The organism is Algoriphagus sp. SE2 (assembly GCF_039563885.1).
GTDB lineage: Bacteria > Bacteroidota > Bacteroidia > Cytophagales > Cyclobacteriaceae > Algoriphagus.
This window is the reverse complement of the sequence record NZ_JBCLWJ010000014.1, coordinates 109,066-133,574: the sequence shown is the minus strand read 5'-3', so window position 1 is coordinate 133,574 and position 24,509 is coordinate 109,066. Positions and strand designations below refer to the sequence as shown.

The following is a 24,509-nucleotide window of genomic DNA, read 5'->3' as shown; positions in this document are numbered from 1 at the left end:
GAATTTATTGGGCTAAGAAAAAAACAAGCCAAATAAAATCAATAGTGACACTTGTGATTTATGGAGGGTTCTGAATTTCAATTACTTCTTAATTTTATCCTTTTAAAAATTACCCCGCAAGTTAAAGCTACTCATTTTCATTTTTTGGAAGTCTTCCGTTTTTCTTTAAAGCCTCCCTAACAATCCATTCCAGTTGACCATTGGTACTTCTAAATTCATCGGATGCCCATTTTTCTAATGCCTTCATCATTTTTTCATCCAGTCTCAATGCAAAGGCCTTTTTTCTAGCCATACACTATTCCTCCTTCCAATTTTCCAGGAACATTCGTAGCTCTTTAGCTTTTGATGTACCAATCATTATCTTTTTTTTCTCGCCCGTAGATATCAATAATCCTTCATTTCCTAAGATGCTGTAGGCTTTCGCAGTCTTATTACCTTTTAATCCCCAGCCACCATAATCTGTTATTGGACTATAATTGATCACCTGAATAGATAAAATGCGGTCTTTTTCTATTTTTCTCCAATTTCGAATAAATGGGAAATATCTGAAAGAAACCCCACTGTCATCGATTCTTGTTTCTAATTTCAGATTAAGAATAAAAAGAAAAATAAGTAGTAATGTACTGACCATAACAATCAATGCAATTCCCATTTCAGATTTATCATCTGCCCGGAAGAAGAAAACAAGAAGCAAAACTAACGTGGGCAACTCAAAGAGTAGGATCAAATACATGATCCATGTCCCACGGTAGGTTTGTATTTCATTGAAAACTCGATTAGCCATGTTTATTGGTGTAAAGTCCCAACATTCAGCACTGGGCTAGCGCTCTTATCTGAACAAAGTACCACCATCAAATTTGAAACCATCACAGCTTTTTTCTCGTCATCAAACTCGATGATATCTTTCATTTTCAAGTCCTCCAAAGCCATTTCGACCATACCTACAGCACCTTCAACAATTTTTTGACGAGCTGCCACAATCGCTGTCGCCTGTTGTCTTTGAAGCATTGCGGAAGCAATTTCTGAAGAATAAGCTAAGTGGGAAATTCTTGCTTCGATCACTTTTATACCTGCATGATTGAGACGTTCAATTATTTCAGCTTCTAAGGAATGATTTACTTCCTCTACTCCTGAGCGTAAAGTCACTTCTGCTTCTTCAGATTCGAAATTATCATAAGGGTATAATCCCGCCATTTTTCTCACTGCAGCATCAGTTTGTAAATGAACGAAATTCTCATAATCATCTACATCAAATGTAGCTTTGAAAGTGTCTTCTACCTGCCAAACTACAATAGTACCTATCATGACGGGATTACCTATTTTATCATTCACTTTAAGTGGTTTATTCTCAAAGTTTCTAACACGAAGGGAAATTTTCTTTTTAGTCATAAAAGGATTCACCCAAAAGAATCCATTTGCTTTGACACTTCCTTTGTATTCACCAAAAAGAAGTAAGACCATCGCCTTATTTGGTTCAACTATAAAGAAGCCGGGTATTATTAGTATAAAAGCTAAAACTGATCCTGCTCCCAAGATTAGGATTTCATTTACAAATGCGTAAACGGCAATGGCTATAAAAGCCAAGTCAAGTAGGACAAAGATATATCCTGAGGATGGTTTGTTTATTTTTTCCATTTCAATATGATGTTAAAATGATATCATATTAAATTACGGTAAAAAAAAATTATGGTTCAAGTTTTTTCAAAAAAAATACCTTGATGCGTATCAAGGTATTTAATTTGGGTAGAGAATAAATTACTTCTTGCTGAAGAGTGAGTCTACAAATTCCTTCCGATTAAATAACTGAAGGTCAGTCATTTTTTCTCCAACGCCGATGTATTTCACTGGAATTTTGAATTGATCGGAAATTCCGATCACTACACCACCTTTAGCTGTTCCGTCAAGTTTTGTAATCGCTAGTGAAGTGATTTCTGTGACTTTAGTGAATTCTTTTGCTTGAATAAATGCGTTTTGACCAGTAGACCCATCTAGTACTAAAAGGATTTCATGTGGAGCATCCGGAACAAATTTTTGCATGACGCGTTTGATTTTACCCAATTCGTTCATCAGGTTAACTTTGGTGTGCAGCCTCCCCGCAGTATCTATGATGACCACATCTGCTTTAGATTCAATACCTTTTTTAACTGTATCAAAAGCTACGGAAGCTGGGTCTGTATTCATTCCATGGGAGACAACGGGTACTCCTACGCGATCACCCCAAAGGATAAGTTGATCTACCGCAGCAGCCCGAAAAGTGTCAGCTGCACCAAGAACTACATTTTTTCCGGCAGCTTTAAATAGGTGTGCAAGTTTTCCTATAGTAGTTGTTTTCCCTACACCATTCACTCCAACAACCATAATTACATATGGTTTTTTATCTTCGGGGATATCAAAATCAAGTAAATCCTGGGTATTATTTTCTTCTAACAGCCCAATGATTTCCTGCTTTAGGATTTGATCTAGTTCATCAGTTGTGACATATTTATCTTTTGCCACCCGCTCTTCGATTCTTCGAATCACTTTTATCGTGGTGTCAACACCTACATCTGATGTGATTAGAATTTCTTCCAACTCATCTAAGATTTCTTCGTCGACTTTTGATTTTCCGACAACAGCTTTGCTGAGTTTAGAAAAAATGTTTTCGCTTGATTTCTGTAAGCCCTGATCCAGACTTTCTTTTTTTTCTTTAGAAAAGAAACCAAAAATTCCCATGGTGATTGAATTTAAAAACGGAATATAACGAAAAAGTCCCTGCTGACCTTTGACCAGAGGGACTTAAATGCATGAAGTGCACTTGGCAATTATTTGTTCAATGTTTCCTGCACCATAGTGGAAGGAACCATCTCTTCTCTGAAGGTATAAGCGCCAGTCTTATCAGACTTTACAGCTCTGATGACTTTAGCGTAAGTTACACCATCTTTTTTCTTAAGGGTTGCTACTACTTTCTTAGCCATATCTTTGTCGTTTTACAGGATAACTCCTGAGCTAAATTACTTGATTTCTTTATGAACAGTAACTTTCTTAAGAATTGGGTTGAATTTTTTCAATTCCAATCTTTCAGTTGTGTTTTTTCTGTTCTTAGTAGTGATATATCTTGAAGTACCTGGCATGCCAGAAGTCTTATGCTCTGTGCATTCCAAAATCACTTGTACTCTATTTCCTTTCTTAGCCATCTTCGTGTTTATTTAAGGTAGTGACTTTGATTATCTGATTACGATCATGCCAGATTCCTGAGCTTCTTTCAAAACTGCAGAGATACCTTTTTTATTGATAGTCTTCAATGCCTTAGTGCACACTTTAAGTGTGATCCATGCGTCTTCCTCAGGAACGTAGAAATTCTTCTTATGAAGATTTGGGTAGAATCTACGCTTGGTTTTGTTGTTTGCATGGGACACGTTGTTACCTACGCGAGGTCTTTTTCCGGTAATGTCACAAACTTTTGCCATGATATTGTATCGTAATTTGTATGCGTTTCTGTAATGAGTCTGCAAATATCGGAACTTTTTGGGAATTAACAACACAGGAATTTAAAATTATTCCTTTTTAATTCAACCTTTTGGGTAAGGGCAGTGTTTACACCCGTTTCCGCAGCAATAACCCCTCTTCAAATGATAGTGTTTCGTAAAAACCATTAAGCCATTTTCATTAAAATAGTAATCTTCTGATGCTGAATTAGATGGATTTTGGCTGTTCTTTTCTGATTTCATACCTATAGGTAACGGCAATTATTCTATTTTTGCCGTAGAAGTCACATTTTGAGATACAAAAATAAGAAAAACATGCAGACTATCACTTCAAGCTCTAAAGCTATTGAATTGGAAGATAAATACGGAGCTCATAATTATCATCCATTACCGGTTGTTCTTGCCAAAGGAGAGGGTGTTTTTCTTTGGGATGTGGAAGGTAAAAAATACTATGATTTCCTCTCAGCTTACTCAGCAGTTAACCAAGGTCACTGCCATCCAAGAATTAAAAATACTTTGATTGAGCAAGCTGGAATATTAACTCTTACCTCAAGGGCTTTTCATAATGACGTTTTAGGCCCCTTCGAAAAATATATAACAGAGTATTTTGGTTTCGATAAAGTACTTCCAATGAATACTGGGGCAGAAGGAGTCGAGACGGCCATAAAAATAGCTAGAAAGTGGGGCTATGAAAAAAAGGGCGTTGAAGAAAATATGGCGAAAATCATTGTAGCTGAAAATAATTTTCACGGTAGAACAACCACGATTATATCTTTTTCAAATGACGAAAATGCCAGGAAAAATTTCGGACCCTATACTGGCGGATTCCTCAAGATTCCTTATGATAATGTAGAAGCATTGGAAAATGCGCTGCAAGATCCAAATGTCGTGGCTTTTTTGGTTGAACCTATCCAAGGAGAAGCTGGGGTTTATACGCCATCAGAGAATTATATTAAGAAAGCCAAAGAAGTTTGTTCTGAAAAGAATGTGCTTTTAATTGCAGATGAAATTCAAACTGGTATCGCTCGAACTGGCTCCTTATTAGCTGTATGTGGTAATTGTTCTTGCCAGGGACATTGCGAGCAGCAGGCTAGCTATACCAAGCCGGATATGTTGATTTTAGGAAAGGCGATTTCAGGAGGATTTTACCCCGTCTCTGCAGTATTGGCTGATAACGAAATAATGAATGTGATTAAGCCAGGTCAGCATGGATCAACATTTGGGGGGAATCCTCTAGGCGCAAAAGTAGCAATGACGGCTCTTGAAGTTGTAAAAGATGAGAATTTAGCCAAGAATGCCAGAGAATTAGGTGAGATTTTTAGAGAGCGCATGGGGAAAATGGTAGAAAGATACGCTATTGCTAAACTGGTTCGTGGGAAAGGTTTATTGAATGCAGTAGTAATCAATGATACAGAAGAAAGTACAACAGCTTGGGATATCTGCATCAGATTGGCTGAAAATGGTCTTTTAGCTAAACCCACCCATGGAAATATAATTAGGTTTGCTCCTCCATTGGTAATGACTGAGGATCAAATTCATGAATGCTGCGATATAATCGAACATGTCATAGCAGAATTTGATAATAAGTAAGGCCAAAGTTTCAAAATAGGTTTTTCCAAAATGTATTTAAGGAACAACTTGTTTATTTAAATTTTAAAATGAATCAAGGAAAAGCGGTCATTTTCGATATGGATGGAGTGATTTGTCATACAAATCCGTTCCATTCCGTTGCATTCAAAGAGTTTTTTGCCAAGAGAAACATTTATCCTTCAGAAGAAGAGTTTGAAGCGCATATGTATGGTAAAAGTAACTCTTATATAATGAGTCATTTTTTTGGAAGGAAGATAGAAGGGGTAGAATTATTAGAACTTGAGGAAGAAAAAGAAGGCTTGTTTAGAGAAATTTATAAAAATCATGTAGAGCCAATTCATGGTTTTCTAGATTTTTTTCATGCTTTGAAAAAGGATTCTTTCCAAACAGGCGTTGCAACCTCCGCTCCTTTGGCCAATCTGGAGTTGATAGCGAATATGTTGAATCTATTTCCATATTTCGGCTCAGTTTTGGCAAGTGAGCATGTAAAAAAGCACAAACCTGATCCAGAAGTATACCTTAGCTCTGCGGCAAATCTTCAAATTGATCCTGTAAATTGTTTAGTCTTCGAGGACTCATTTTCTGGAATCACTGCCGGGCTGGAGGCGGGAATGAAAGTTGTCGCTGTTTTATCCTCCCATTCCAAAGAAGAATTACCGGAAAGCCATTTTTATATTAAGGATTATAGTGAAATCAGCCCAGCAATCGTAAATGAGATTTTGAATAATTAGATAGAAAGGTCGAGGAATATCAAAAAAGCAGATCTAATTGGGTCTGCTTTTTTGCTTTTTGGGGAATTGGGAACCAGCATCTTGATGTTTTAAAATTATTGAATTTTGCAGCTATTAAATTGCACAAAAATATCTTTTGTTTGAATTATATTTCCCAATACAATTTTTTTTAGAGTATTTATAGGTTGATATTTTTTATTGTTACCCAATCTATTTAAATTAATTCGTTGTGTTTTTATTTAGCTTTTAAAAACAATTTTTTATGTCGGTTGTCAACATACCATTTGAATCTTTGCTCTCTGATTTAGGATTGAGCCAATTAAAGTCCCAGCTTGATCAAATTATTGCAAACCCAGCAGACACAGCTGAAATAGTGTTTGAGCATTTTAAGGATCAGTTAGATGTACCGACAAAACTTCCGGTAGATATTTCAAAGGTTTCAAATCAGTATATCATTCAGGCTACAAATGATCTCTTTGCTGATAATCAAGCATTTTTTTTACATGAGTTAGAGTCGGTATTAAAGCAGTTCAGAATTAAGCTAAATGATGCTGGAGATCAAATAGATGAATTGTTGGTAGAGGGAGAAACGCAACTTTTGTCCTTGAGGGATCGAGTAACAGATGAGCTTTCTAAAATCCCTTATACTATCGAAATAAGAGAAACAAACGGCGTTAAGGAATTTTTTATTAATCAAAAAGAGCCGATTGAATCTAAAATCCACGGGGTTGAATTAACTATTACCAGTTCCTCTTTGGCTTTTACTAGCGCTAACCTTACTCAATTACAATGCTCCATTGAAGCACTATTGCCAGGCTTACAAAATCAAGATGGTTCTGGTCCCCACCAAGTTTCATTAGATATTTCCTATGGGAATGGGATTTTCAATGGTTCAGCTAATAATATCCCAGCTGCTAGACTTCAAGGGTTTCAAGCAACAATAGATGAGCTCACTCTAGTAATTCAAAATGGGGACTTTCAGGCAGGAACTCAGATAAGTGGAGAATTGGTCTTTGACTTCTTGGATGATGTAAATAATGGGCCTGGGAAAATCGATTTTAATGTACAGCTTTTAAATAACGGAGATGTACAATATCAAGCTCAGAATCCACAAGGGCAAGAACTTAAGAAAGGAAGCGTCTCCATATTTTTTGAGCAAATAGAAGTAACAAGTCATACCGCCTCGCCTCCTGATATTGATATCAATGGATGGGCAGAATTACCTGGAATCGTAGATTCTTCCACGCAGCAGCCAGTTAAGACAACTTTTGATTTTAGTTTTGTAGATCCTCATTTTGAATTTACTGGAACCAATTTCTCTCCAATCCCAATAGGTTTTGGTACAGTTACTTTCAATACGGTTTTTCTGAAAATTCATAAAAATGGAAATCTGGTTTTAAGTACTTGGGAAGGGAATTTGGGAATCCCTTTGTTTTCAAATGGACAGCTTGATTTCAACGTGGAATTTGAAGATGCGCAGACTGATCGGTTGAAAATAGACGTAAGTAATCCCGGAAATCAAAGTTTGTCTCATGGAGGGTTTGATTTGAACCTTCAGCAATACGAGATGCTCTATGAAAATGGGCAATTACAGGATATTACGGGAAATGGAGAATTAACTATTCCAGAGATTAGTTCTGGTGCTCCAATAGAAATTGGGATACAGTTTAATAGAGTAAATCAAAATGAAAATTTAACAATTGCAGCTAATAATTTTGGGCTTCCTGAAGTTGCTGGTTGTAAGATTGATTTTTCACAAATTCAATTCAAATTTACTAACGGGGTTTTTTCAAGCAGTCTGATAAATGGTAAAATCAAATTCCCTGATACTACCGATGGAGCAGGGATCTCATTTGATTTGGCCATTGGAAACCAAGGGGAAGATTATACCATTCAATTGACCGGTAATCCTCAGGATAATATTCTGAATTTTGGCCCTATTATTCTTGAGGTCAACTCCTTTGAACTAGCCGTAGTCAGTAACCAATTGGATCATATCAATGGAGCTGGACAATTACAATTACCAGGTTTAAGTGAGTCTTTTGGATTTTCTTTTGATGCTACTTTAAATGGAGATAACTCAGCGTATGCAATCCAAATAAATAACGTCAATGCAGAAATAGGAGGCTTTAATCTCATTTTTACCCAGATTAACTTATCTAGTCAAAAAGGACAGCAGTTTTCAGCAAGCGCTTCTGGAAGCTTGACTTTGCCTGTTTTTGATGATGGAGGAAATTTAGATTTTTCAGTTTCATTCGACAGAAATGAAAACTATCAAATTGCCGTAAATAGTGGATCTCAGTTTGTGAGATTTGGAGATTTTGAGCTGAATCAAGTACAGATTTCTTTAAATGTACAAGCTGGCGTGTTACAGGATTTCTCTGGATCTGCTTCTTTACAAATTCCGGGTTTTGATTCGGTAAGTTCTGTTTCTTTAACCTATTCACAAATTCAAAATAGATACGAAGTTAACCTTCAAAATCCGCTAGATGTGGATTTATTTGGAGGGGAACTTCAAATGTCGTCTTTACAATTTGTGATTAGCAATGGTGCTTTCCAAAATGGCGAAGCAAATGGGGTATTCAAATTGCCAGATGCTACAGGAGGAGCGGGAATTCAATATGAAATGGCTGTAGGAAATACGGGGCAGGATTACACGCTTGAACTGACAGGAACTCCAGATCAAAATACGATTGAATTTGGACCAGTCATCTTGAACTTCCAAAGTTTTAGCCTGACAGTTCAAAATGGTAACCCCCAAACCTTATCTGGAGCCGGATCATTACTGCTTCCTGGCCTTAGCCAGCCCTTTAATTTCAATATTTCTATTGACACCTCCGGGGCTGACCCAATTTATGTTATTGAGTTAACTGACGTCACTGCAGATTTGGATAGCTTTAATCTCCATTTTGATCAGATTAGAATCGAAAGTAAGGAGAATCAAAACTTTTCTGCTGCTGTTAATGGTGAGGTGACCTTGCCGGTATTTGATGGAACGCCCCTGGGTTTTGATGTTGCCATAGCACGATCGAATAGTTATTCAATTGCTATTGATGGTTCGGGTCAGAGTTCAAACTTCGGCATGTTTGTTCTTTCAGATGTTGTATTTAGTATTACTGTTGATAATGGAAGTGTGCAAAATGCCAACGGATCGGCAGGATTTCATATTCCGGAACTGACTCAAGCAAACCAGCCATTTAATGTTGCAGTAAATTATTCCAAGAATGGGAATGAGGATTTTTCAATTTCAGCAACAAATCTTCCTGCGGTAGAATTAGCAATATTTACTTTAAATATTTCCACTTTAGCCTTTTTAATCAGAAATGGCAGTTTTGAATCCGGAGATTTAGAAGGGGCTATAAATATGCCCTTTTTCACGAATGGGGGAGGGCTAAACTTTACTTTTTCAGTCGCTAATGGGGGTACTAGTTATACGGTTCTAATTTCATCAACAGGGACTCTAGAAGGCAATGGGTTAGAGGTAAAAGACATTAACCTAAGTGTAATAGTTGCAAACGGAAGTATGCAATCTATTTCTGGAGCTTCTAAGTTTAAGTTACCAGGAGGCGATGACTTCATCGATGTTTCAATATCCTACGATTCCCCTCAGAATAAGCTTAGTTTTTCGGCCAGTCCTTTACCAAGCTTTTCTATTGGTGGTTTGACTTTTGATTTCTCTCAATTTGGATTTGCAATACAGAATGGAAATCTAACTGATGCTGTATTTGCGGGGAACTTAACTATTCCTGCCTGTGATGACGGAAATAATTCTTTGGCATTTAATTTCCAATTAGCAAATGGAAATGATTATACAATTCAAGCTAACCCTGGAGGAAATAAAACTGAATTAAAGCTAGGGGATGTTAGTCTATTTATAGAAGAGTTTGATTTAAGAATTCTCAATGGAGATTTAGAAAGTATTAGTGCGGAGGCAGCTTTAGGGTTTTCAGGATTTGAGCAAGAGGATGGTTCAGGACCGGCAGAAATTGGAATTGGTTTTCAATACACGAAAGCAAACCAAAAGTATAGCATCTCGCTTTCTCAAGATCAGAAAATAAAGATTGGTGGGTTTGCATTTACTATAAAAGAGCTTCAAATTTCATTTACCCCTGATAGTTTAGAGTATCCATTCTCGTTTGAAGGCGAACTTGAAATTCCCGGACTCAAAGATGAATCTGATCAGCAAGCTAAAATCGAAGTAAGTTTTAATGTTCCTTCGGTAGGTAACTTCTCCGCGACTATTGGAAGTAGTGCCGTATTTAATATAGGTACTATAAAAATCACGGTCTCTGAAATTTCGGTAACTAAAAATGGTGAAGAAATTACTATAGCTCTTAAAGGTCAGCTAGAGTTAGAGGGCTTTAGTGGTATGGGGGGAGAGCCTACTTCTATTGCTGTTGATATTGAAATTGATAACCAAGGAGCATTCCATGTAATTGGGGAAGTTGTTCCAAGTACAAATGCGCTGAAGGTTGTAGATATCCCAAGTGTTGCAAGGATATATTTAAGTAAAATTGGCTTGAGTAGAACCGTCTCAAATGACTGGGATTTTATTTTAGGAGGTTTGATTGAAAACCAGATAGTTATCCCGGGAATGGATGACTTACTTCCGAGCCAGATTAATTTAAAAGATCTTCAGTTTGGAAGCTCGTTTGATATCGATTTAGATCTGAGATGGCCGTCTGGATTAAGTGTTTCTTTTGGGGGAGCTCAAAGTGAAGCATTAATTCCTGTGAATGGTAAATTCGGGAGTGCAGTCAGTCTCGATGCAATAAAGATTTCCTTTAAGGATAATGGAGCATCAGGCGTTGACCTTGGAGTTGCATTTTCCGGAGCTAATATCACATTAGGTCCTGTTTCCGCCTCCGTTGAGGGCTTGGGAATTGAGGCAAAATTAACCAAGCCTTCTTTCAATAATGGAGTTCCGCAAGGAAACCCAAATTTTGGAGTTGTTAATATTGATATAAAATTCTTACCTCCAACTGGGTTGGGTGTTTCTTTGGATACACCTGTGTTTACTGGAGGAGGTTACCTGTTTTTTGATAAAGATAAAGGTGAGTATGCGGGAGCAATAGAGCTTTCCTTCATGAATCTATTTGCTGTTTCAGCAATTGGTATTATCAATAGTAAAATGCCAGATGGAAAGCCTGGTACCTCAGTTTTATTTATAGTTTCAGTAGAATTTGGTACCGGAATAGCCTTAGGATTTGGATTTTTTATCTCTGGATTAGGTGGGATTTTAGGTATTCATCGAACCATTCAAGTAGAGAGACTAAGGGATGGGGTACGTAGTGGTACCATTCAAAATATTCTTTTTCCAAAAGATATTATTGCCAACATAAATAAGATACTGACTGATATCAAGGAAGTTTTTCCCGTAAAAAGGGATCAGTTTGTATTGGGTCCAATGGCGGCAATTACCTGGGGAGTGCCTACAATCTTACGGGTTGATTTAGGAATCGCTATTGAGTTTGCCAATCCTGTTCGATTCGGAATTCTTGGGGTTCTAAGAGTGATTTTACCTGATGAAAATGCAGCACTGATTAAAATTCAAGTGGCTTTCTTAGGAATGATTGACTTTGAAAAAGGTATGCTGAGTTTCGATGCAAGCCTTTTTGATTCAAAAGTGTTAACCTTCGGTTTAGAGGGTGATATGGTTCTTCGAATAAGTTGGGGAGCAAAACCAGATTTTGTTCTTTCTGTCGGTGGTTTTCATCCACGATTTGATCCACCAACGCATTTGCAGATACCAACAATGAAGCGTTTAACCTTGAAAATCCTTTCAGGAAACCCAAGATTGACGCTTACCTGTTATTTTGCAGTTACTTCTAATACCGTTCAGTTTGGTGCAGGAATAGATTTTTATTTTGGAGTGGCAGGCTTTAAAGTAGTGGGTGAATTTGGCTTTGATGTCTTATTCCAATTCTCACCATTCCTATTTATTGCTGATGCGAGAGCAAGGCTGGCAGTAAAAGCTGGAAGTACGACCCTACTAAGTCTTTCTCTCGAATTTACATTACAAGGGCCTACGCCTTGGAGAGCAAAAGGAACAGCCAAGTTCAAAATTCTATTCTTCTCCGTTAAAGTTAAGTTTGATGTCACTTGGGGTGATAAGAGAGATACCACCTTGCCGGATATTGAAGTATTCCCATTGCTTACGGAAGCAATGGAAGACATCCAAAATTGGAGGAGTATTACAACCAATTCCAATTCTTCTGGAATAAGGATGAAGGGCTTAGCTTCAGAAGAAGATTTAATCTTGGTTCCAAGTGGCTCAATTGAGATCAGTCAAAAAGTAGTTCCTCTTCAGGTAGAGATTTCTAAGTTCGGTCAATTTAAACCTTCTGATTTCACCAAATTTGAAGTGATCGAAATCAAAATTGGAAGTTCTGATGCTACCTACTCATATATCCAAGAAGCATTTGCTCCTGCAAACTTTCTAGATATCCAAGATAATGAGAAGTTAAGTTTGCCATCTTTTAATGAACAAGATTCAGGTGTAAAACTAAGTTCGACAGATAGCTTAAAATGTGGTGCTGTGCTCGATAGAGATGTAGAATATGAGCAGCATGTTATGGACGAGGCGAATAATACTTTTGCCATTAACAGACTTAATTCTTCTGCAATATTTAGCCAAAAAGAAACCACATTCTTTAGTAGAACCGGAGCTGTTGGTAGATCAGTATTATCAGCAAATCAATCTAAAGTTGTCAATCCAAAGAAAGTAACGCTTCAGAAACCTGGGTATGCAGTAGTCGGTACTGATGACCTCGCTGTTGTAGATGGTGCTCAAAAGCTTTCTTATATGGAGGCAATTCAGATTTCAAAAGTTTCTTCCGTCAAAGGAAAACAAAGTGTTCAAGTTGTAGCAAATGATGTTTTAGCCTTATAAATTATGCCAGATTCTGTTTTAGCGAGTTATTCATTTTTACCCTGGGTGAGACAAGGTTTAGGGAATGAGATCATTGAAGCTGATTTTTTGGGAAACGCGATACCCAATAATGCTGCTATTGAAAGACCTGAGATCACTGTGACTACCAAAGTCAAAGCTTCAAAAGGGGAGGATTCTCAGACCCATAGTATTACAAAAACTGTTAAAGTTCAGGGGCCGGGGGATATTCTAGGTATTAATTCAAATTCTATTATCCGTGTTCATCCAAAAAAAGGTGTAACAAATTATGAGACGAATAATCTTTGTTACATCGAGTTTTATGAAGAAGACCTTCCTTGGAGATTCACTCCAGCCAAACCTGTTGGTAATAAGCTAAGACCGTGGCTTGCACTTATTGTTTTGAGGGAGAATGAATTTGAGAAAAGCACAGGAGGTACCCCTACACCTTTTATCAATATCACGAACGATGCATTACCAGATGTTTTTTGTAATGAAAAGGATACGTTTGCGTTAGCTCATGTCCATGTTTTGGAGGATTTGGGAGATAGTCCATCGAATCCTGCCAATCAACTCTCTAGTAAACTTTCCAAAAATCCTGACTTAGCCCTCTCGAGAGTCCTTTGTGCAAGGAAACTCGAGTATACAAATCCAAACCCATCTTTGGATTATGATCCAAATTTGTATCACGCATTTCTAGTGCCTGCATACGAAACTGGAAGATTAGCTGGATTAGGTTTAGATACAGAAGGTGTTCCAGCACAAAAGTCTTCTTGGTCCCGATCAGCGATAAATGGTGGTACTAATCCTTCGAGTTATCCTTATTATTTCACATGGACATTTATAGTAGATGAAGGAGGTGATTTTGAAAGTTTAGCTCAGCTTCTTGAAGCCAGAGAACTTCCGGAAAATATCGGGAAACGAGAAATGGAAATGACTGACATAGGTTTTGGTATTAAACCAGTCGGTGAAGATGCGATGGGGTATGTGGAGGGAGCTATGAGACACCCAGACTATCAAACGGCACCTTGGCCAATGAGTGATCAGGACTTGAAAAATCAATTAAGAGATGTTCTGAATTTATCCTTTAACCTTCAGGATACAGCTCCAATGGTGAATCCCTCATTTTTTTACTCACCACTTGTTGAAGAAGATCCTATCATTTCGCCACCTATTTACGGGAAATGGCATAAAGGCATCTTAAAACTCTCTGCAAATAGTAATGATTGGGTCCATAAGATAAACCTTCATCCCAGTAACCGATCTGCTGCTGGTTTGGGAGTACAGGTTGTACAAAAACATCAGGAGAAATTTATGGAGATGGCTTGGGAGCAGATCGGTGATATAAATGAAGCAAATCAAAAAATTCGTGAAAGTGAATTAATGAAGCGAGCAACCAAAGCGCTTGCTACAAAGAAAGTATTTAAGCTTGATAAATTTGATTTGATCAATGCTACCGGAAAAGCTTTTGAGATGATGAAACTTGATCCAACGAATACGATCAAAAGTGCAGTTAAAAAGTCTACCGTGCCAACAGCGATACGATCAGGTTCTTTTTTGAAAGTTGCCAATAATTTTACTCCAACTGCGCTGATGAATAAAGGCAAAGACGGGGCTTTTGATATTTTAAATAAAAGTTTTTATCAGAATTTAAATAAACCTAGTGGTGCAGACGGAAAAATCTCAGCTGCTCCTACCAAAAATGAGCCTAAGATAGTATTGCCTACTCTAAATGCATTAGAGGCTATAAATAGTGTAGTTTCAAATCCTCCTGTCTCTTTTATGGAGCATTTAGCTAATGCAATTTTGGAATTTCCAAATGTGAATTTCAATACAAATCAAGTTTTGTCTAAGCTTCCTTCTGATTTTACAGAAGATCAAAAAGCAAGAGCAACAGCCATATTGAATGGTATAACCAATAAAAGTTTAAATGGTCAGGAAAGAAGTTTGACAGTGGATTCGGAAGTATTTGATAGTAAAATTAGTACCAATTTTCAGGAGGGGTTCTATGGACCATCTGATCAGGTAAAATTTATTAGAAAAGAGATTCCAGCTGGAGACACCTATTATTTTAAGCATAGCGAGGTATTGTTAGAAAGGCAGAATTACCTAGATAGTTTTCAGAATAAGTTCGTCTCAAAGGTGAACAATACAAATGTTGTAAAGGTCTTTAAAAAGCCAATTAGAGCTGTTTTACCATTGAATTTGCATGACAAAATCAGAGTTAAACTTGATCCAATAATTAATTTTGATAGGAAGCTTTCCTCATTTTTTACTGCCAATTATATCAATAACAATAAGCCTATTATGGCTTATCCCAGATTCCCGATCCCAGTGTACGACTATTTGAAGGAAATTTCACCTGATTACATCATACCTAATATCAGTGAAATCGAACCTAACACCATTACTTTAATGGAAACGAATAGAGAGTTTATCGAATCATTTTTGATGGGAATGAATCATGAGTTTTCAAGAGAATTACTCTGGAGAGAATTCCCAACTGACATGCGCGGGAGTTACTTCCGTCATTTTTGGGAATATGACAATGATCCGATGAACAGTGTAGAACTAGGTGATGATTATGAGGCTTATGTGGAGGCGATGCTCAATAATCAAAATGCAAGAGCCGATATAAAAGAAATCCATAAATGGAACAAAGCTTTAGGAAAAAATGAAGAGAAACCGGGTCCGGATCTGGTGCTTTTGATAAAAGGAGATTTATTAAGAAAATATCCTAACACATTAGTATATGCCCAAAAGGCTGTATACAAAAATGGAAACCCAGCCTTACCGAGACAATTAAGCGATTATGATGTAGCAAGTAATGTAAAATGGCCAATAATCAGTGGAAGTATTGAGCCCGATGTATATTTCTTCGGTTTTGAATTATCTCAAGAGGAGGCAAACGGTAATCGAACGAATAACCCTGGATGGTTCTTTGTTCTGAGGGAAAGACCTGGCCAAGTTAGTTTTGGATTAGATGATTTAGATGGGGCTTTAGATAACACTCCAGATAATTGGGATCAAGTGACTTGGGAACATATTACTGGTAATGCCGCCAATCAGCCACCTTATTTAAAAATTAATGGAGTGAATATTAATCTCAGTCCTGGTGGAACCGGGCCAAGAGCTGCTCAATGGGGTGCAAGCAGCAGTGATATGGCTTATATCCTTTATCAATCCCCGATTCTTTTTGCACGTCATGCTTCGACCATGCTAAACGATTAAGCACTATGCCAATCCCTGAAATTGTAGGAAAATATAACGACCCAATTTTTCATCAAATCAAGACCGCTTTTAATCAGAAAAGTGATGATTTTCCTGTATTAATGCTCCCAGTTCGTTTGGAAACTAAGTTTATGACTTATTCCAGAATAGTCAAACCCTTAGCTCCAGGAGTGGGAAACACCAATGTGGCAGTTCAGGATATTTATAAACTGATTTATGATATTCAGGTATTTTTCGATTCCGTAGAAGAGAAAAAAATTAAAGTCCCACAAGTAGGTAGGACTATTGTGACATTTCAGAAAAGTGTTCAGGAGGTCACTGAAAAATTAAATAAAGTAGAAGAAGCCAGCAGGACCGACAAGGTGGTTTTAAGAGATGCCGTTCAAGATATCTCTGCAATAGTGAACTCGCTAGAGGTAGCTAAAACCCTGGAGAAATCAAAAACTGATTTAAGCCAAGAAGTAGAAAACTTAAGTAAATCAGTTGAGCGAATTAAAACGCCATCTCGTAATATTTATGAAAAGGGTAAACTATATCTAGGTGCTTTAGAAAAACTCGAAAAAAGTATCGATGCTATTTTCGTATCAAATAAAATCAATGCTGCAACTCTTGATAAGGAACTTTCCAATATTGAAAAACAAATAGAGGAAATGGATGTCATTGCTGATTCACCTGATTTTAGGGCGACAGAGGAAATGGTGAAAAAAATACAGAGTAAAATTTCTTATATCAAGAGGCAGCATAAAAGCGGAAATGTTCGATTGACAAACTTTAAGATTGGTTACACTGGTAAAAAGAATCTAAAAAAGGAAGAGTATGAATTAAGGAAAAAGATTAATTCGCTAAAAACCAAAATCGATAAGGAAACTGTACCTGTTGTAAAGTTTCGTGAGGAATTGAAAACCTACCCAATTGCTCAACTCACTCGGCTAATTCTAAAGTTGAATTCTTTTCTAGCTGCAAAGAATAAAATAGGTATCAAGGACTATAAATCTTTATCGGGGGTACAAAAGGAACTGTTCTCCCAGTTAAAGTTAATCCATAAGAACGCTCAATTACCACTAAGTGGTGATTTAAAGGAGGTTAATCGTCTGAAATCCAGTTACGCAACCTTAAAAAAACAGCTATTGGTTTTTCAGAGTCGATCAAAAAAAATCACACCTAAAACCAGAATTGAAAAAGCAGGTATAACAAGACTTAATAGTCAATTAGCCAAGTATTTGAAAGACTTTCAGGAGTTGGAGCCAGGATTTAAAAAAGTTGAGAATCAGATTTTGGCAGAAAATAAAATCCGAATAAGTAGTTTGTCTTCGGCAGCCACCCGGAATCGAATTTTGAATGCCAGAAATTCTATTAAATTAAGTTCAGAAAAGCCACCACAAGAAAGTTTGGTAGTTCTAAAGAAGCAGCTTTCTGACCTTCAGAATAAGATAAAAACTACTACCTCCAGCACGATACTTTTACCTCGTGGAGAATATGATCAGTTGAAAAGTGCTTATTTCAGTCTGAGAGATCAGGTTAAGAATGTTCTTGATGCAAACCCACTTCCTGAGGCAAATGAAGCAAGGACTGAGGTAGAAGGGACCTTGGTAACCATAGAAAATCAAATTCTTGATCAACTGGTAGATGTGAACGATCCAAGGGATAGATTTTTTGAAGAATACCGAAACAAGATCATTTTTACAATGGAAACTGTAGAGGTAAACGAATTATGGGTTAGAATTTTTCCTGATGACATTGCGATAGATAATCATGATGAGAGATTAACAGATGATGAAGAAACGGTTGCTCATGATTTTTACTATGAGGTTTATAGCAAAAATGAATCAGAAAGAGCCGCCGCGAAATTAGGAGCATGGCGAGCCGCTGCCTCTAGTTTAGGTGTAAGAAGAGCCGCTTATGCTATTCGAGCAGTTGAGCCAAAAGAAATAAAAAACGGGAAAATTGAAACTATTAGTAATTCTCTTGAAAGATTTTTGATTAAAAATCTAGGCTATGAGAAAAAGGGATTAACAAAAACTAAAAGTGAGGCAAGGATTAAGAAATTGCTAGGAAGCTTCGAATCTGCACCCAAGCAAATTAAAAAATTACTAAGTAAGGCTAACTTTTCTCCTTGCCTTGAGACCAAGGGTACTTTAGATCTAGCGATTTCTTATTTCAGAAAATTGATAGATCAGCTTAATAGTTGGGTGACTGTCAGAACTTCTCCAGAGCAAAAATCGCAAATTGAGAAATTGGCGATGCTGATAAATGAATCCGGAAAGATCGTTTATGAATATTATAAGACCCATTTAATAGAGCTGAATGAGCCTTTTAAACCCACCTTGACATTTCCAGAAGTGGAAAAGAAAACCAAGAGTTGGGATAGAGCTGGTTTTACAGAAGCCTTACCGGATCGTTTTGTAGTAATTACGAAAAGAGATAACCAATACCAGCATATTGTTACAGGGAAAACGGTCCAAAAACCTCTTCCAGTAAGTTTAGATCCAAGTGGTGATCAAGCAGAAAGATTCAAACATTTGCCAAATGGAGATTTAGAAATTCCAGATGAAATCAATTGGATGTTTGATTTTAATGCTGCTGTGGAAGCTGGAATGGCTGTTAAAATCCCATTGGATAAAGATGATTTTGAAAAGGGATTTGATCTGGTTATGGCTTATGGAGTCCAAAATAAGGACGCAAATGAAAGCCAAGAATTAATCAACAGGTTATTTACAAACCATCTTTATAGTGATGGTGGATTGGAATATTTGCCTGCTGGGACTGCAACCAATAATACAGAAAATGTAAAATCTCCTTATCGGGCTTTGGACAATGATATGGATGGAGCCTTTGATTTATTTTTCTCTGAAGACTCTCCTCAATATTTAAATAGCTTTGATTCCAGTAATGAGTTGAATATCACTGATGGACAATTTTTCAAGGAGGCAATTGGGCTCCCTAATGATATTGCTGACTTCATTCGGAATCATGATAAAAAGGATATCTGTAATGGTCGTGCGATGAATCGTGCTTTATTCAATTCTACTCTGAAGTATTATTTCAATGTGATGGTAAATAATCTTTTGGAGGATTTTGATATTACCCAGACCATGTTGTTTATGCTCCATCACGTTTCTGGGTTGGGTACTTTACCAATCTTCAGAGTGGATAATCAACCATATGGAGTTTTGCCGGTTACTCCTATTAAATTATTTAAATCTCAGGGAAGTACTAATAAAGGAACGGAATCAAATTATATTAAAAACCTGACGCTATTTTTAAAACAGACTAAAGTTGCATTTGAGCTTTTTAATCAGGATGCTATCAACATTAATAGTGATAAATACGGTACTGACCCACAAGCTGAGTTTTTGAAAATTTTGGGAATGGAGCCTCTTTCCAAGGAATTTTTCTTCCGTTTTGGTGTAAATGCGGCAAATAGATGGCAAGAGCCTGAAGAAGAGGGCTCAGGCTTTAGTGTGAACTGGGACCATATAATAGATAAATTCAGTCCTTCAGAAATTGGAGCAAATTATAATTTACTCTTGAAAGGTTTAGGGCATACTACCACTGCTACACAAACCAATGCCATTTCAAAAACCAATATTTATAAAAACAGGTTTACAGAGGGTAATTTTATACTTGGACATTTAGTACAGGATCCTAAAATCGGGACAGAAAAACTGGCGACCACCGACAAGGGAAAGAATTACATCGAATGGCTACTTGAAACAAGTAATTTGACGGATTTGGTCCAGTTAAAATTTTCCGATCTTCCTAAAGTTGAAGTTGATGGGGAGGAACAAGTCCAATATTCAGTTTTGATGGCCATGTTACGTGGGGCATGGGTTTACGATCGCAGTATTTATGCCCGTAGGGCATTGGAGAAAATCACGGACTTAGATGTAGAAGCCTTAGAAAGATTATTAGCTTCCCATATTGACTTGGTGAGTTACCGATTGGATGCTTGGTTGACTGGATTATCCGACTATCGATTAAGAGAACTGCGCAAAGTTAAGTCAACAGGTACTTACTTGGGGGCTTATGGTTTTGTTCATGACTTAAAAAAATCAGAAGGTCCTGATATTGTTAAAAACAATTTACCAAAAGGCTTAGAGTCATCAAATGGTCAGGAAGTAAAAGAATTAGCTGATAGTCAAGGCTTTATTCATGGTCCAAGTATGAACCACGCAGTTACTGCCGCAGTTTTAAGGGCTGGTTATAACTCCATTAAAGAGAAGGGTGATGGAAATAATGCTCTTTCGATAAATTTGACTTCGAAAAGAATAAGAATGGCCCTTCATTTATTAGAAGGTGTTGGGAATGGCCAAGAGACAGGAGCTCTTTTGGGATATATGTTTGAAAGAGCCCTCCATGAAAAATATGATGATGGTTTAGGTAAACCGCTGGAAATGGATGTGTATATCTATCGATTGAGGAGAAAATTCCCAACTTATTCCGATACCTCTGTCGATCCTACAGATACTTCACAATCAGAAGCAATCAAAGCAGCAAATGTGATAGATGGCTTGGCATTGGTAGATCATATTGAAAGTGAACTTGAGAAAGTTGGTCTTTGGAATCCGGATAAAACTTTTGTAGAAAATATTATTAATGATCAGGCTTCACCAACAAGCTTCAGAGGGTATCCTTGGGGATTAGCTAGCCAACTTCCAAATCCTGCAAACCCAAGTACGGGCTCAAATGCAAACCTTGAGCGTAAAAAACTAAAAGCTATTATACATGAGTTAGATAACATGGCAGATGCGATCGATTCACTTGGTGATTTGGTCACTGCGGAAGGAGTTTACCAATTAGTTCGTGGGAATCATGTTAGAGCCAGTGCTGTTTTGAATTCGATATCGGAAGGAAAAGTACCTCTTGATCCCGAGATAATTAAAAGCATGAGACAAGGAGTAATGGTTACCCAAAGGGCTTTACTTCAGATTCCAGTTGCTTCGAATTCTAATTCCCCTTGGGCGGGAATACCCGTTAGTCCTAAAAGCAAAGCAGAACCATCTTTGAATAATTGGTTGGCTTCAAAAATTGGTGATCCTGTTAAAATAAGCTGGAAAGCTACTTTTGGAGATACAGAAACAAGTATGAGTTTAATAGATCTGGGGTTGCAGGCTATTGATTTAGTGCTTTTAATTACAACAGGTGGAGATGAAAGTCAAAATGAATTGCAAGCAAGAGCAATTGATTTTCTTAAGGAAAATGGGGCCACTGAAAATGATGAAATTAATATAAGTTTTAATGAAGCCGCCAATTCTTCAGATTTAAGTTTCGGAGAGATAGTATCCCTACTTCAGCATTTAGGAAAAGTTATTGGAGCTGCCAGAGGAGCCGACGCAAGAGATTACAGAATTGCAGAAGATGAGTTGAATTTTGGGCCTATTGCCCCAGGAATTGATACGGATGACCTTATGGCAAGAATGAATGAGGCCATGACTGATTATCAAAATCTTTTTAATTCTTTGGCTCCATTTGAATTATCAAAGACTACTTATAGCCAGTCCGAGCATGAATTGGCAATTAGTTCTTTAAAATCATTGACACAATATGGGTTTTCCGGATTTTACCCAACAGATCCAGATGAAGATATTTTGATATTGGCCCAAAGAATAATTTCTGCCAAATCTAAAATGGCTGAGAATATTGCATTTGCTCAGACGAAATTTTCAGAATTGGAATTAGAGGTGGATCAAGCTAAATGGGTGAGTTTTATGTCTGATTTTTCATCTAAATTCTTTGGAAGTGGATTCAAAATCCTTCCCAAAGTCACGATTTCAAACGAGACAGACCTTTCTGGGCAGATGAATTTGCCTGTAGCGGAAGGTCCACTCCGAAATCACCCTGAAAATTACCCTCAAGACTGGTGGTCTGGAATTTCATTAGTTAGAAATAGATTGGGTCATCTAGAAACCGTTTCAATGCTAGGCGAAGTTTTTCAGGAGGATACGATCAGTTTAAAGCCAATTCAGTTACCATTTGATATCAATAATCTTCCTCCCGTTAATGAAAGGGATTATTGGCTTGGGGCTTCATATCCAGAGACTTTTAAACCAGATGGTGATAGGTTGTCTTTATTGATTTTTGAAAGGGAAAACTTACAGCAAATCAGCGTAGGATTAATGCTAGATGAATGGATGGAAATAATTCCAGATGAGAAAGAAACTACGGGGATTGCTTTCCACTTTAATCAACCAGATTCCAGAGCACCTCAAAATCTTTTGCTTGCTGTCCCACCTGAAAAAACTGGTACTTGGGATTTTGAACAATTAGCGCTGTGCGTGGAAGAAGCCTTTAATCTTGCAAAATTAAGATCAGTGGAACCTGACCAGGTGGATGATTCCATGTTCTCGCAGTTGCTTCCTGCTACAGCCACTTTAGCGTTTGGTGATGATAAATTTGCGCAGGAATTGGCATCATCTGATGATGATCCTGATAACGATCCTCAACCTGGGGATGAGGAAAGTCTAGGTTATTTCATTGATTATACAAGTGTTAATGTTGGACATGAACCCGAAGAACTATCATGAGTATTAAATATCAAGCATGTGAACCGTTTAGGGCCTATAATCGAATAGAAGGTCGTCCTCGAGAGGAAGAATTAGATGATTCTTTGGCTGCAAAAGTCCATGATCCATTATGGATGCTAGCAAGGCAATTTCAATTTGGAGAGCTGAAAGGAGAGGATGCAGGATCTGCTATTTTCGCTAAAGCTGCCATAAATACTGTAAGGATGACGTCTTTTACAGGTGCAAATGGGCTGAAAACGCCTTATTCAGAAGACATCCCTCTTGAGACAAGAGTGGAGCGAATAATTCCTGAGATTGACCTAAAGATGGCAGTAAGGCTTGGGAAAAAGTTTTTACAGCTATTAGATGAAGAGGGCGGTAATGCTCCTGCAAGCCAAGGCTATACGACTGGCATGTATAAAAATCATATTTTAGAAAAGTTCCCTTTTATTTTACCTGAAATTGAGGATGGAGAAACTGCACAAGAAACTACCGTAAAAGCGAGGAGTTTAAGTCTTCAACAAGCATCCTCTTTTCTCCGAGCTATGGCAGGAAGGGCTGTAAATGGCCGAGAACTCTGGCTTGAACTTGATAGGAATTTTTCTAAAATCAACAACTTTGTATTAACAGGAAGTCAAACGCCTAACCTTGATAAGTTTATACTGTCGAAACATAAGACGATAGCTCAAGAAGCTGCTAAAAAATGGATTGATTTTGTCGTCAATGAATTGAACTTACCCGAAAATAGTGAGGATGATTCTTGGCTAAATAATCGATTAGAATATACATTCAAGACAACAATTGATGAGGGTGATGGAACTCAAACAGAATTAAAGGCAGATGAATATTTTCAAGGCCATCTTGATTGGTATTCATTTGATGTGGCGAAGGAAAAAGAGGAAGGAAACAGTTCCATCGATGAAACTATCAGAAAAAGAGAAGTATTGACCGTGATACCTTCTGAGGCAAGCTTTGCAGGAATGCCGAATTCGAGGTGGTGGGAAATGGAAGATGGCTCTATCGATCTTGGGAATTTAAAAGCTTCTGATACCGATATAGCAAAAATACTCGTGACTCAATATGCGCTACAGTATAGCAATGATTGGCTTTCAATTCCTTATGATATCCCTACCGGGACATTTGCTGAAGTGGAGGGGATTTTGGTCAGGGATACTTTCGGTCAGAATTACTTTGTAGATGCGGCTCATAAAAATGGGGAAAGTTGGAACGAGTGGAATATGTATTCTCTAACAGTTGATAAAGGAGAATTTGAAACACCTGCATTTGATAAACGAATATTGCTTCCTCCAGCGGCTGTCAAGACACTGGAAAGTGAAGCTATTGAAGAAGTTAAGTTTATCAGAGATGAAATGGCAAATATGGTCTGGGGTATTGAATCTAGAATTCCAGATAGTTTAGGAGGAGGTATAGATGGCTATGAGGCTGCAAGTAACCTAAGCTCAGAATTTGAGCGGCTTATTAAGGAAGAAGAGGTAGCAGATGAGATAGTTTTACCTGAAATTAATTTGAACGCAGTAGATAGCAGAGCTACAACATATAAACCCCAGTTAAAATATCAATTGGGGAATAGCGTAAGTGAAAATTGGATCCCATTTATTGCTGTCCATCAACAAGGGTCAAACCGCGAAATTCATTTTCAAAGAGCATCTATGCCAAGAATATTGGAAATATTCGAGCCGCATGCAATAAGGCCAAGAACTCAACTTTTAAGAGACGGAATCAAAGATGATGATAGTCAGCAAACGCCATTTTTCATTAATGAAGAAGAAATACCTAGATCTGGGGTGAAATTGACGGGGACTTACCAGAGAACAAGGTGGTATAATGGAAAAATTGTATCCTGGTATGGAAGAAGGAAAAGGACAGGTCGAGGAGAAGGAAGTAGCGGATTACGGTTTGATTTAGTATTGGATAATAAAGAGTAAATCCTTAAATTCAAGGTATTATAAATGAAATTAAAATATTTAAGATAAACGCACTTCGGTGTTAGGAATCTGAGCAAGCAAGAGAAGAAAACAAGAAATTGAAACTTGAATAACAGCAAAACGAAGAGTAATGCTTTGACACTCTGTAGGCACAG

The 24,509-nt window shown here is 37.4% G+C and carries 14 protein-coding genes; 6 read left to right on the top strand and 8 right to left on the bottom strand.

Annotated elements, in window-relative coordinates; genetic code table 11:
- Window positions 1-127: 127 nt before the first annotated feature.
- The 8 genes from AAGF08_RS15900 to AAGF08_RS15865 all read right to left on the bottom strand — a co-directional run bounded on the left by AAGF08_RS15900 (window position 128) and on the right by AAGF08_RS15865 (window position 3,707).
- On the bottom strand, window positions 128-292 hold the full coding sequence (locus AAGF08_RS15900; RefSeq protein ID WP_343512279.1) for an Arc family DNA-binding protein: 165 nt from the start codon (window positions 290-292) through the stop codon (window positions 128-130).
- Between the two features lie 3 nt (window positions 293-295).
- Window positions 296-784 (bottom strand): hypothetical protein, encoded by a 489-nt coding sequence (locus tag AAGF08_RS15895; RefSeq protein WP_343512278.1) that lies wholly within the window; start codon window positions 782-784, stop codon window positions 296-298.
- A 2-nt stretch (window positions 785-786) separates the two neighbouring features.
- A complete protein-coding gene (locus AAGF08_RS15890) occupies window positions 787-1,635 on the bottom strand; it encodes an SPFH domain-containing protein (RefSeq protein ID WP_343512277.1) in 849 nt (282 codons plus the stop codon).
- A 120-nt stretch (window positions 1,636-1,755) separates the two neighbouring features.
- Entirely contained in the window at window positions 1,756-2,712 is a 957-nt protein-coding gene (gene ftsY, locus AAGF08_RS15885) for a signal recognition particle-docking protein FtsY (protein WP_343512276.1), read from the bottom strand.
- An 89-nt stretch (window positions 2,713-2,801) separates the two neighbouring features.
- Window positions 2,802-2,954: a DUF4295 domain-containing protein gene (locus AAGF08_RS15880; RefSeq protein ID WP_343512275.1), complete on the bottom strand. Its 153-nt coding sequence runs from the start codon at window positions 2,952-2,954 to the stop codon at window positions 2,802-2,804.
- A 36-nt stretch (window positions 2,955-2,990) separates the two neighbouring features.
- The gene (gene rpmG, locus AAGF08_RS15875; protein ID WP_014020702.1) at window positions 2,991-3,173 is read right to left on the bottom strand and encodes a 50S ribosomal protein L33; all 183 of its coding nucleotides are present in this window, start codon (window positions 3,171-3,173) and stop codon (window positions 2,991-2,993) included.
- A 30-nt stretch (window positions 3,174-3,203) separates the two neighbouring features.
- Window positions 3,204-3,446, bottom strand: coding sequence for a 50S ribosomal protein L28 (gene rpmB, locus AAGF08_RS15870; RefSeq protein ID WP_343512272.1), 243 nt, complete (start codon window positions 3,444-3,446; stop codon window positions 3,204-3,206).
- 102 nt (window positions 3,447-3,548) lie between these two features.
- Entirely contained in the window at window positions 3,549-3,707 is a 159-nt protein-coding gene (locus AAGF08_RS15865; protein WP_343512270.1) for a DUF5522 domain-containing protein, read from the bottom strand.
- 72 nt (window positions 3,708-3,779) lie between these two features.
- Between AAGF08_RS15865 and rocD the strand changes: the two genes are divergently transcribed.
- The 6 genes from rocD to AAGF08_RS15835 all read left to right on the top strand — a co-directional run bounded on the left by rocD (window position 3,780) and on the right by AAGF08_RS15835 (window position 24,354).
- Entirely contained in the window at window positions 3,780-5,054 is a 1,275-nt protein-coding gene (rocD, locus tag AAGF08_RS15860) for an ornithine--oxo-acid transaminase (RefSeq protein WP_343512268.1), read from the top strand.
- A gap of 68 nt (window positions 5,055-5,122) precedes the next feature.
- Window positions 5,123-5,785: an HAD family phosphatase gene (locus tag AAGF08_RS15855; RefSeq protein WP_343512266.1), complete on the top strand. Its 663-nt coding sequence runs from the start codon at window positions 5,123-5,125 to the stop codon at window positions 5,783-5,785.
- 262 nt (window positions 5,786-6,047) lie between these two features.
- Window positions 6,048-12,677, top strand: coding sequence for a DUF6603 domain-containing protein (locus AAGF08_RS15850; protein WP_343512265.1), 6,630 nt, complete (start codon window positions 6,048-6,050; stop codon window positions 12,675-12,677).
- A gap of 3 nt (window positions 12,678-12,680) precedes the next feature.
- The gene (locus AAGF08_RS15845) at window positions 12,681-15,905 is read left to right on the top strand and encodes a hypothetical protein (protein ID WP_343512264.1); all 3,225 of its coding nucleotides are present in this window, start codon (window positions 12,681-12,683) and stop codon (window positions 15,903-15,905) included.
- A 5-nt stretch (window positions 15,906-15,910) separates the two neighbouring features.
- On the top strand, window positions 15,911-22,429 hold the full coding sequence (locus AAGF08_RS15840) for a hypothetical protein (RefSeq protein WP_343512262.1): 6,519 nt from the start codon (window positions 15,911-15,913) through the stop codon (window positions 22,427-22,429).
- Window positions 22,426-24,354, top strand: coding sequence for a hypothetical protein (locus AAGF08_RS15835; RefSeq protein ID WP_343512260.1), 1,929 nt, complete (start codon window positions 22,426-22,428; stop codon window positions 24,352-24,354). The genes AAGF08_RS15840 and AAGF08_RS15835 overlap by 4 nt, the downstream gene beginning before the upstream one ends.
- The last annotated feature ends 155 nt before the right edge of the window (window positions 24,355-24,509 follow it).

Excerpts from the sequence above, each read along its gene's own strand:
- AAGF08_RS15895 (WP_343512278.1), bottom strand. The coding sequence starts at position 784 with ATGGCTAATCGAGTTTTCAATGAAATACAAACCTACCGTGGGACATGG.
- AAGF08_RS15880 (WP_343512275.1), bottom strand. The coding sequence starts at position 2,954 with ATGGCTAAGAAAGTAGTAGCAACCCTTAAGAAAAAAGATGGTGTAACT.
- rpmB (WP_343512272.1), bottom strand. The coding sequence starts at position 3,446 with ATGGCAAAAGTTTGTGACATTACCGGAAAAAGACCTCGCGTAGGTAAC.
- ftsY (WP_343512276.1), bottom strand. The coding sequence starts at position 2,712 with ATGGGAATTTTTGGTTTCTTTTCTAAAGAAAAAAAAGAAAGTCTGGAT.
- AAGF08_RS15865 (WP_343512270.1), bottom strand. The coding sequence starts at position 3,707 with ATGAAATCAGAAAAGAACAGCCAAAATCCATCTAATTCAGCATCAGAA.
- AAGF08_RS15890 (WP_343512277.1), bottom strand. The coding sequence starts at position 1,635 with ATGGAAAAAATAAACAAACCATCCTCAGGATATATCTTTGTCCTACTT.
- AAGF08_RS15845 (WP_343512264.1), top strand. The coding sequence starts at position 12,681 with ATGCCAGATTCTGTTTTAGCGAGTTATTCATTTTTACCCTGGGTGAGA.
- AAGF08_RS15850 (WP_343512265.1), top strand. The coding sequence starts at position 6,048 with ATGTCGGTTGTCAACATACCATTTGAATCTTTGCTCTCTGATTTAGGA.
- AAGF08_RS15840 (WP_343512262.1), top strand. The coding sequence starts at position 15,911 with ATGCCAATCCCTGAAATTGTAGGAAAATATAACGACCCAATTTTTCAT.
- rpmG (WP_014020702.1), bottom strand. The coding sequence starts at position 3,173 with ATGGCTAAGAAAGGAAATAGAGTACAAGTGATTTTGGAATGCACAGAG.
- AAGF08_RS15855 (WP_343512266.1), top strand. The coding sequence starts at position 5,123 with ATGAATCAAGGAAAAGCGGTCATTTTCGATATGGATGGAGTGATTTGT.
- AAGF08_RS15835 (WP_343512260.1), top strand. The coding sequence starts at position 22,426 with ATGAGTATTAAATATCAAGCATGTGAACCGTTTAGGGCCTATAATCGA.
- AAGF08_RS15900 (WP_343512279.1), bottom strand. The coding sequence starts at position 292 with ATGGCTAGAAAAAAGGCCTTTGCATTGAGACTGGATGAAAAAATGATG.
- rocD (WP_343512268.1), top strand. The coding sequence starts at position 3,780 with ATGCAGACTATCACTTCAAGCTCTAAAGCTATTGAATTGGAAGATAAA.